This is a genomic window from Flavobacterium sp., from assembly GCF_965657075.1.
Taxonomy (GTDB): Bacteria; Bacteroidota; Bacteroidia; order Flavobacteriales; family Flavobacteriaceae; genus Flavobacterium.
The window spans coordinates 44,628-53,720 of sequence record NZ_CBFHMV010000018.1 but is presented as its reverse complement, the minus strand read 5'-3'; the positions used below and the strand labels follow the sequence as shown (position 1 = coordinate 53,720).

Annotated in this window: 9 protein-coding genes; all 9 read right to left on the bottom strand. The window is 28.8% G+C overall.

The genetic code is table 11. The features are described 5' to 3' along the window. Window positions 1–50 precede the first annotated feature (50 nt). Window positions 51–374: a hypothetical protein gene (locus ACTF56_RS10275; protein WP_438966818.1), complete on the bottom strand. Its 324-nt coding sequence runs from the start codon at window positions 372–374 to the stop codon at window positions 51–53. A 2-nt stretch (window positions 375–376) separates the two neighbouring features. Then, complete coding sequence (locus ACTF56_RS10270) at window positions 377–727, bottom strand: hypothetical protein (protein ID WP_438966817.1); 351 nt, start codon at window positions 725–727, stop codon at window positions 377–379. Window positions 728–1,267: 540 nt separating this feature from the next. Beyond that, window positions 1,268–2,008 carry a LytR/AlgR family response regulator transcription factor gene (locus ACTF56_RS10265; protein ID WP_438966816.1) on the bottom strand — a complete coding sequence of 247 codons (741 nt, stop codon included), beginning with the start codon at window positions 2,006–2,008 and terminating at the stop codon, window positions 1,268–1,270. 736 nt (window positions 2,009–2,744) lie between these two features. Next, window positions 2,745–2,888, bottom strand: coding sequence for a hypothetical protein (locus ACTF56_RS10260; RefSeq protein WP_438966815.1), 144 nt, complete (start codon window positions 2,886–2,888; stop codon window positions 2,745–2,747). Between the two features lie 574 nt (window positions 2,889–3,462). Next, window positions 3,463–5,310 (bottom strand): glutamine--fructose-6-phosphate transaminase (isomerizing), encoded by a 1,848-nt coding sequence (gene glmS / locus ACTF56_RS10255; RefSeq protein ID WP_438966814.1) that lies wholly within the window; start codon window positions 5,308–5,310, stop codon window positions 3,463–3,465. Window positions 5,311–5,319: 9 nt separating this feature from the next. Continuing rightward, window positions 5,320–5,991, bottom strand: a complete 672-nt coding sequence (locus tag ACTF56_RS10250; protein WP_438966813.1) for a sugar transferase — start codon at window positions 5,989–5,991, stop codon at window positions 5,320–5,322. 4 nt (window positions 5,992–5,995) lie between these two features. Further along, window positions 5,996–7,207, bottom strand: a complete 1,212-nt coding sequence (locus tag ACTF56_RS10245; RefSeq protein ID WP_438966812.1) for a polysaccharide biosynthesis protein — start codon at window positions 7,205–7,207, stop codon at window positions 5,996–5,998. 10 nt (window positions 7,208–7,217) lie between these two features. Further along, window positions 7,218–8,369, bottom strand: a complete 1,152-nt coding sequence (locus tag ACTF56_RS10240; protein ID WP_438966811.1) for a LegC family aminotransferase — start codon at window positions 8,367–8,369, stop codon at window positions 7,218–7,220. 4 nt (window positions 8,370–8,373) lie between these two features. Then, entirely contained in the window at window positions 8,374–9,084 is a 711-nt protein-coding gene (locus ACTF56_RS10235) for a sugar transferase (RefSeq protein WP_438966810.1), read from the bottom strand. Between the last annotated feature and the right edge of the window lie 9 nt (window positions 9,085–9,093).

Below are 9,093 nucleotides of genomic sequence, written 5' to 3'. Positions count from 1 at the left end.
TCGGAATTTTTGAAATTTTCTTTTTTGTTGACATATTATTTAATATTTAGTCAACTTTTTTCAGGACAAGACACACCTTTAAAAACACCTTTTTCAAAAACAGGATATTCATCAAACCGATTCTCATTGAATACGTTTAAAATATCTTCTAAGCTTGCAGTATTCTCTATTCTTGGTCTTTTCGAGATGCAGTCACCAACTATAAAGTGAGGTTTTAGCATTAAATCTACTTTACTAAGAAGTCCTTTGTAATTGTCATCGTCATCGGTAACAACAAAAAAAGAATTCTTAAGGTGATTGTTGTCAATAGATTTAATATGACTGAACTCGTTGATTATATGAAATTCCTTATTTGTAGTTAGACTATTGATCATGATTAATTTAAACTCCCTTTTATGTTTTTTACTGTAATGTTAAAATCCAGTTCTAATCTTATGGTTTCATCAGACAACATATAAGGAAACACATTTTCTTCTAAAATTGCTAAAATTTCACTTTGCGGTATTTTTTTTAATAGATAGTTATTGATAAAAATAAACGCTACAGTTTCACTATCGTCAACTTCTATTACTTTGAACAAATCAATTGAAAGTAATTGAAATCCTTTTTCTAAACCAAGTCTGCCATGAATGCATTCTGTTCCTAATATTAAAATATCTTTAAAAGGAGGAATTGTAATGCTATCAAATTTAAGGTTGATTGAATATTCTCTTTTTTTAGTATCCATTTTTTTTGCTATTTAAATTTGTTAAAACATAGTGTCTAAGGTTTTAAACATTATTTGTTTGAGTGAAATTAAGGCTTAATTTCCATATAATCAGGATTTAAAGAAATTACTATTTTAAATTTTATTGCATCATCTAGAAAAGTATTTACAACAGATTTTTTAATTTGCACCAAGAATAATACTCATCATTAAAACAATTTAAAATTTATTCATTAATAAAAATTAAGTTGCTATAAATTAGATTGTTAAAGGTGATTTAATTAATAATTAGCCAAAATGAATTGAAGAAAATCCATTGCCGCTATTTACTTTTGAAAATTTATGTGGTTTTATTTTAATAAGAAAATGGTTTTAATATAAAAATGTTTTATATCTAAATTTTCGTGATAAGGAGATTATTCAGATTACAGACACGTGTTATTTCTTACACATTGTAGGATGTTCATTTTTTATTGAAATACTTTATCTCTAGTTCAATTGCTTTAATTAACAGATTGTAATTATAAAAGAGGAATGATTTTAGGTAAAGAAATACGAATTTTAAAGTTTCAGCTTAATGAATTTACTGAATTTTTCTTGGTTTCTTTTGGATATAGGTAAATTATCTCCATTTTTCATTTCGCAAAAATAACCATCCATTTTATTGATGAATTTGATATGATTTAAATTCACAATGTGTTTATGATGTATTCTAAAAAAACTACTTGGTGAAAGCAGCTCTTCATATAATCCTAAATTTCTTGAAGAGGTATATTCTTTGTTTTTAGTTTTAATAACAGTATAAGTGCCGTGAGCAGAACACGAAATTATATCTTGTTCTTTTATTAAATCTATTTTATCAATTGAAGAAACAGCTATAAAATTAGAGGTATTGCTTTCTTTATTACTGCTTTTGTTTTGTACCTCTAAATTAAATTTGGAAATTGTTTTTGTTACAGCATTAATTAATTCTTCTTTAATAATAGGCTTAATCAAATAAGCGGACACATTATCTCTGTTCAAAGCTCTTAAAGCAAATTTTTCATGTGAAGTTATGAATATAACCTGAGCATTTCCAATATTATACTTATCTAATAATTCAAATGAAGTAGTATCATCATCCAGCTTGATGTCTAAAAATAAAATATCGGGTCGATGTTCCAAAAATATACTCGTACCTTCATCCAATCGGTTTGAACTAAAGATCGTTTCAATTTCTTTAAAATATTTTTTTAAATATAATTCTAATAGCGAAATGTTTTCTGATTCATCTTCTATAATCAGAGCCGATAATTTTCTCATGACATACAGGTTTTATTACTAAATAAATTATATTTTTATAAAGTTTTTATTAAAAATATAATCTAATTTTTACAAAATTTATATCAGAACAAGGTACAAAATTCCTACTATTTTATTGTTAAAAAAAATATAAATAATTAAGTTTTTTTTTAAGTAAAATTGTATTTATTTTAAATATTCTTTAACGTTTTTAGTTTTTTTTATCTATTTATTGAATAAAATATAATAAATAAAACACAAAAAAAATGAAGCTTGGCAGCCTTAAAATTGTTTAAAATTTAGAAAAGATAGCCTTGTAAAGTTTAAAAAACATCTTAAAAATTGTGTTAGGTTTAATATTGGTCTAAAATACTTTACGGGTAAAATTGAGTGCCTTTATTAGGACTTAATGCATGGGATTTTAGAAATTTATGAACTACTTATAAATACATTAAAAAAATAATTACTAGGAAGAACTTTTTTTATTTATGATTTGAATAGTTTCATTCACTTCCTTAATTTCACTTTTAAGGACAGCCATTTTTGTAAAATGAGCGTCTTTGTAGTAGATAAGAAGTTCGTATTTGTAAATTTTAAAAAACTTTAAAAATAGAACATTAGTAGTAACAAAAATCGATAGATTGATGAAATTCAATTTAAAAAAAACAACAAATAATAGGGAGGAACTAACAATATAAAAATAATTAAAAAACAAATCTCTTTTTTTAATCAATCGCATTTTTTTTTATATCATTCTTTAATAAATTGAAATGGGTGTTTTTATAATAGGTAAAAATGGAATTTGAGAAAAAAAAGTAGATTTATTTTCTTTAACCTTTACCAAAGGTAAACTTCCAAATGTATTGAAAGTGTTTTGAATATGAATATCCCTTTTTTCCATTATTTACATTTAAAATAAATCAAACTAAATACCAATCATTTAAAATAAATGAAGAACTATTTTCTACTTTGAAGAAAATAATACAACTCAAATTCAATTAGTAATTTCAAATGAATTATTTATATTTAATAAAACCTATGCACCGAGCAAAAATTTTTAAACCCCAAAATTTATTATTTATAAAAAATAATCTCAGTGCAAATAGGTTAACTTATTATCTAATATTAAATTAAATTTAAAACTATAATTTGATAGGTTGTAGATGAAATTAATAAGTGGGAGGTTTTAATGAATAATGTAAAGTTTTTACGGCTATTTTTATATTTTTTGTAAGAATTTTAAGTCTGACAGTTAAATAAAAATAAAGCAAATACAGTTTCCAATTTACAGAAGTAAAATAAAATTTGAAAACTTGTAACAATCATTAAAATAAAGAGTTACTATTTATTATCAAAAAATCAAATAAATAGTAAAAGTAAATACTTTTAAGTAATGATGAACTAAATATAAAGAGCATATTCAGTTGTTATTTTGCAATAAAAAAGCGAAATCTTTCAATTTCGCTTTGTTTTTGTTATTCGACAGTCACCGATTTTGCTAAATTCCTTGGTTGATCCACATTACAACCTCTCATAACTGCTATGTGATAAGATAATAATTGCAAAGGAATTGTAGTCAACAATGGTGTTAAGGCTTCTGTTGCTTCAGGTATTTCAATGAAATGATCTGCTAGAGATTTAACTTGAGTATCTCCTTTGGTGACAACTGCAATGATTTTTCCGCTTCTTGATTTAATTTCCTGAATGTTACTTACTACTTTATCGTAATGTCCTTTGTTTGGAGCAATTACGACAACAGGCATTGATTCGTCAATTAAAGCAATTGGACCGTGTTTCATTTCTGCAGCTGGATATCCTTCTGCGTGTATGTATGAGATTTCTTTTAATTTTAAAGCTCCTTCTAAAGCCACAGGGAAATTATAACCTCTTCCTAAATATAAACAATTAGGTGAATCTTTATAAATTGCAGCAATTTGTTTAGCCACTTCATTCGTTTGAAGCGCTTCTTCAACTTTTTCTGGAATTAATTCTAATTCTAATAAATATCTTTGATAATCAGAATTATTCATCGTTCCTTTTGCCTTAGCCAAACGTAAAGCTAACATTGTTAGTACAGTAATTTGAGTAGTGAAAGCTTTTGTAGAAGCCACTCCAATTTCTGGTCCAGCATGCGTATAAGCACCTGCATGAGATTCTCTAGAAATAGACGAACCTACAACATTACAAACACCAAATACAAATGCTCCGTTTTCTTTAGCTAATTTAATAGCGGCTAAAGTATCTGCGGTTTCGCCTGATTGAGAAATTGCAATTACAACATCATCTTTATTGATAATAGGATTTCTGTATCTAAATTCTGAAGCGTATTCAACCTCAACTGGAATTCTTGCAAATTCTTCAATAATATATTCTGCTACTAATCCAGCATGCCATGAAGTTCCACAAGCTATGATTAATATTCTTTTTGCGTTAGTGAACTTTTCAAGGTTGTCTTCAACTCCAGCCATTCGGATTATTCCTTTATTAGCATGAAGTCTTCCTCTGTAAGTATCTTTTATAACACTTGGTTGTTCGTAAATTTCTTTCATCATAAAGTGATCATAACCTCCTTTTTCAATTTGCTCCAAATTCATTTGAAGTTCTTGAATGTATGGGTCAACTAAAGAATCATCTTTAATTTTACGAACCTTGATTGGTTTATGAAGACGTACAATAGCCATTTCTTCATCTTCTAAATAAATAGCATTTGAAGTATATTCAATAAATGGAGAAGCATCAGAAGCAATGAAATATTCGTTCTCCCCTATTCCTAAAGCCAATGGACTTCCTAAACGAGCTACGACTATTTCATTTGGTTTTTCTTGATCTATTACTGCAATAGCATAAGCACCAACTACTTGATTTAAGGCTATTTGGACTGCTTTTCCTAATTTGCAATTTTCATTTTTCTTAACCTCTTCAATTAAATTAATTAATACTTCTGTATCAGTATCTGATTTAAAAGTATAACCTCTTTTAATTAATTCAATTTTTAATGGCTCATAATTTTCAATAATTCCATTATGAATAATTACTAATTTTCCTGAATTTGAAAAATGCGGATGTGAGTTTACATCATTTGGAACACCATGTGTTGCCCAACGAGTATGTCCCATTCCTATTTTTCCAATTGTTGTTTCTTCTTGTTCCGCTTTTGCTTCTAAGTCAGAAACTTTTCCTTTGGTTTTTGACATTTTTAAGTCAGTTCCGTCATATAAGACTAAACCTGCACTATCGTATCCTCTATATTCTAATCGCTTTAATCCTTTTATGATAATTGGATAAGCTTCTCTATGTCCAATGTAACCTATAATTCCACACATATATAAATTTTAAAATTCTCTTTTTGGTAAAGTTTTAAATGTTTTGTAAACTAAGTTACTTTCCGTACTAAGAATAACCCAAGCAGTTACTACTATTATCTTGAAATCTACCCATAAAGTTTGATTTTTTTGGTACCAAATTTCTAATTCCCCTTTAAAAGGATATATTTTATTGGAATAAAAATCCCAAGTATCTTCTCCTCTGTTTTTTACTTGTGTAATTAAATCTTCTTCATCTCTAAAAACAATAGATCCTATTCCTGTAAGGCCAGGTTTAACGTTATAAATTACTGCTTGAACTTTTTCAGGATAAGCATTAAAACTTATTGACATGACCGGTCGTGGACCCACGAAACTCATGTCGCCTAAAAAAATATTAAATAATTGAGGTAATTCATTAATTTTACTTTTTCTTAAAAATCCACCCATAGGGGTAATTCTTGGATCTTTTTTGGTTGTAATAATGCCACCAGCCATATTGGAACTGTTTTTTAACATGGTTGCAAACTTGAGTATATAAAAAATTTTATTTTTGTACCCCACTCTTTCTTGTTTGTAAAAGATATAGCCTTCACCTGTAAGTTTTAAACCAATAATGATTGGAATTAATAAAGGGGAAAGAATAAGTATTAAAAGCGATGACAATAAAATATCGCTAGTACGTTTAAAGATTAAATACATAAGATTACATTTTTTGATCTAAGCCTTTTCCAGTTTCAATATGCTGAAAATCAGGAAGATATTTTTTTAAATTTTCTACGATAATTTGCTTATCATAATTGCCAGAATTCATAAGTTGATGCAAATCATTCACGCACTTTTCGATGGCTTCCATAGGAAGTTTTCGCGCATTTTTAATGACTCCTAAACTTTCAAATTGTTGTAAATCTACCTCATCAGAATCCGTATAAAATTCTTCATAAAGTTTTTCACCTGAAGTATCAGAAGTGAAAAAGTAGACTGGATAAGGTACTGATTCGTTTAAAGTAAGTGCTTTAACTCTTGCATCTTCATCAGAGTTGCATAAGGCTATTTCACGATTTGAGGCTTTGAAAAAATCTTCTGTTATTGCTTTAAAATAAACTTGTTCTTCTTCCTCTAATTTTGGGAAAAAAATTTCTCCACTTTTACCTAACATACAAGCGAGCATGCAGATTTGTCCACTTTCTTCAGGTGAGACAAAAAATCGCTTAACATCGTTAGGACAAGAAATGGGTTGATTTTTAAATAAACGTTCAATATATCCCGCTAATAGAGACCCATTAGAAAAAGCAACATTAGCAAAACGAGCAGTTGTAATTTGTATTTCCGAACTGTAAGCCATGATTACCTCTTCCATTAATTTTTTGGAAGCTCCCATAACGTTCACTGGATTAGCAGCTTTATCTGTAGATACACAGAAAAAACGTTCCGGTTTGTGTTTTAATAATAAATCTAAAAAAGATTTTGCTTTAAAAACATTGTTTTCAATCATGGCTTCGATAGAAAACTGATCTTTTTCACTTCGTACATGTTTGTGAGCAGCAAAATTAGCTACTATATGAAAAGGTCCATGAGTCAAAAACATTTTTTCAAAAACAGAATCACCAAAACTCATTGGATAAGTAATGTATTGCTCCGGGACAAACTGATTTGGTGTACTTCTTAAATCTCTAGTAAGTTCGGTTAATCCATTTTCGTTAGTGTCTACAACAACAAGTTTTCCTGGTTTAAAAGCCAAAACTGCTTTAATATAAGAAGAGCCGATTGTACCAGCGCCTCCAATGACAAGAACATTCTTTCCTTGAATTATTTCAGATAATTCTTGTTTATACTTTTCAATATCTGGAGCAAATAAACTTGTTGGTCTTTTAGTTATGTACTCTTTTATAAATCTTGGAATATCAATGATGTTCATTTTTTTAATTTTAAAGTGCTGAATAAAATGATTTAATGGTTTTTACTACAGTTTCCATTTCTGCTAATGTAATTCCAGCCGAACTTGGAATACTAATTGAAGTTTGATATACTTGATTAGAATGGTCGTCCATTGAAACGTAAATATCTTCTTTGAACATTTCCAATTGATTCATCGGTACCCAAAAAGGACGCGATTGTACACCGTTATCGTTGAGATAACTTAAAAGTTCACGCATGTGTTGCGTTTTAAATGTGAACAACCAACAATTGGCTTCCACATCAGGAGAAACGAGTTGAAATTCAATATCACCAATTCCAGAAAGTTCAGAACGATAGAATTGATCCATTCGCTTTTTGTTTTCTAAAAGTACTGGAAATTCTTCCATTTGAGCCACACCAATAGCGGCTAAAACATTTACCAGTCTATAATTGTAACCTATTTCGTCATGAATGTATTCCATAGCACTTACTTTGGCTTGTGTAGTTAAATGCTTTGCTTTTTTTGCTAATTCTTCGTCGTTTGTTACAATAACTCCACCACCTCCAGTTGAGATTATTTTATTACCATTAAAACTAAAAACACCAAATTTTCCAAAACTTCCAGCGTGTTTCCCTTTGAATAAAGAGCCCAGTGCTTCAGTGCTATCTTCAATAATATCGAGATGAAAAGTAGTTGCAATTTCTTGTAAGTGATGCATATCCCCTATGTTTCCTAATACATGAACAGGCATAATTGCTTTGATGCGTTTATTGGTAAGTTTGTGAAAAGAATAGAAAATTCCTTCAACTTCTTTTTCAATTGTATTTTCTTTTAAATAAGATTCTAAAAGATTCAAATCCATTTGCCAAGTTTTTGGATTTAAATCTATTAAAATGGGTGAAGCTCCAGTATATTTAATGGCGTTTAATGTAGCTATAAATGTGATGTTTGGCGCAATAACATAATCACCAGTCGATACACCAGACAGCATTTGAGCAATGTGTAAACCGACTGTTCCGTTCATGCAAGCTATACCATATTTAGCTCCAGCATAAGCTGCAACTTGTTGTTCAAATTGATTGACATAAGAACCAGCAGAAGAAATCCAGCCCGTATCCAGACAATCTTTTACATACTTCCATTCGTTTCCGTTTAGAAAAGGTACTGATAATGGGATCATATTTTTATAATTTTGACAGATAATTTAGAGTTAAAAATACTGGTCGTTTTGGTAATGAAGGAAATAAATTAAAGATGAAATTTGTTTTATTTGTTGCTATTGACCAAAAAGTAGCAAACAATATTTTAATATCTAACCAAAAGGATTGTCTGCTAACGTACCAACGCTCTACTTCCCCTTTGAAAGGAAATATATGCAATTGGTAATATTCTTTAGTATCATATCCCTTTTGGTTGTATAAAGTAACCAGTTGTTCTTCGTCCCTAAAAATTAATGAACCTATTCCAGTAATTCCAGGTCGAATTGAAAGTATTTGGTTTCGAGCCTCTTCTGTATACATCCCAATGCCTTTAGAGAGCAACGGTCGTGGACCAATAAATGACATATCACCAATTAAAACATTCCATAACTGTGGTAATTCATTAATTTTACTTTTTCTTAATAATCGTCCAATTGGTGTTACTCTTGGGTCATTTCTAACGGTCAAATTTTTGTTTCCAATATTGGAACTATTCTTAAGCATAGTTGCAAACTTCAAAATATAAAAAGCTTTACTATTGGTACCAATTCGTTCTTGTTTGTAAAATACTTCTCCCTCTGATGTATATTTTAAAAGAATGATTATGGGAAGCAAAAAAGGCACTAATACAAGTAGCCCCAGTGAGGCAAAAAGAACATCACAAAAACGTTTTACATAAAAATAGTTTGAATGCATTATTAAATT

What these genes read in the sequence shown, in the direction of transcription:
- ACTF56_RS10275 (WP_438966818.1), bottom strand. Translation starts at nt 374, where the DNA reads ATGATCAATAGTCTAACTACAAATAAGGAATTTCATATAATCAACGAG.
- ACTF56_RS10270 (WP_438966817.1), bottom strand. Translation starts at nt 727, where the DNA reads ATGGATACTAAAAAAAGAGAATATTCAATCAACCTTAAATTTGATAGC.
- ACTF56_RS10265 (WP_438966816.1), bottom strand. Translation starts at nt 2,008, where the DNA reads ATGAGAAAATTATCGGCTCTGATTATAGAAGATGAATCAGAAAACATT.
- ACTF56_RS10260 (WP_438966815.1), bottom strand. Translation starts at nt 2,888, where the DNA reads ATGGAAAAAAGGGATATTCATATTCAAAACACTTTCAATACATTTGGA.
- glmS (WP_438966814.1), bottom strand. Translation starts at nt 5,310, where the DNA reads ATGTGTGGAATTATAGGTTACATTGGACATAGAGAAGCTTATCCAATT.
- ACTF56_RS10250 (WP_438966813.1), bottom strand. Translation starts at nt 5,991, where the DNA reads ATGTATTTAATCTTTAAACGTACTAGCGATATTTTATTGTCATCGCTT.
- ACTF56_RS10245 (WP_438966812.1), bottom strand. Translation starts at nt 7,207, where the DNA reads ATGAACATCATTGATATTCCAAGATTTATAAAAGAGTACATAACTAAA.
- ACTF56_RS10240 (WP_438966811.1), bottom strand. Translation starts at nt 8,369, where the DNA reads ATGATCCCATTATCAGTACCTTTTCTAAACGGAAACGAATGGAAGTAT.
- ACTF56_RS10235 (WP_438966810.1), bottom strand. Translation starts at nt 9,084, where the DNA reads ATGCATTCAAACTATTTTTATGTAAAACGTTTTTGTGATGTTCTTTTT.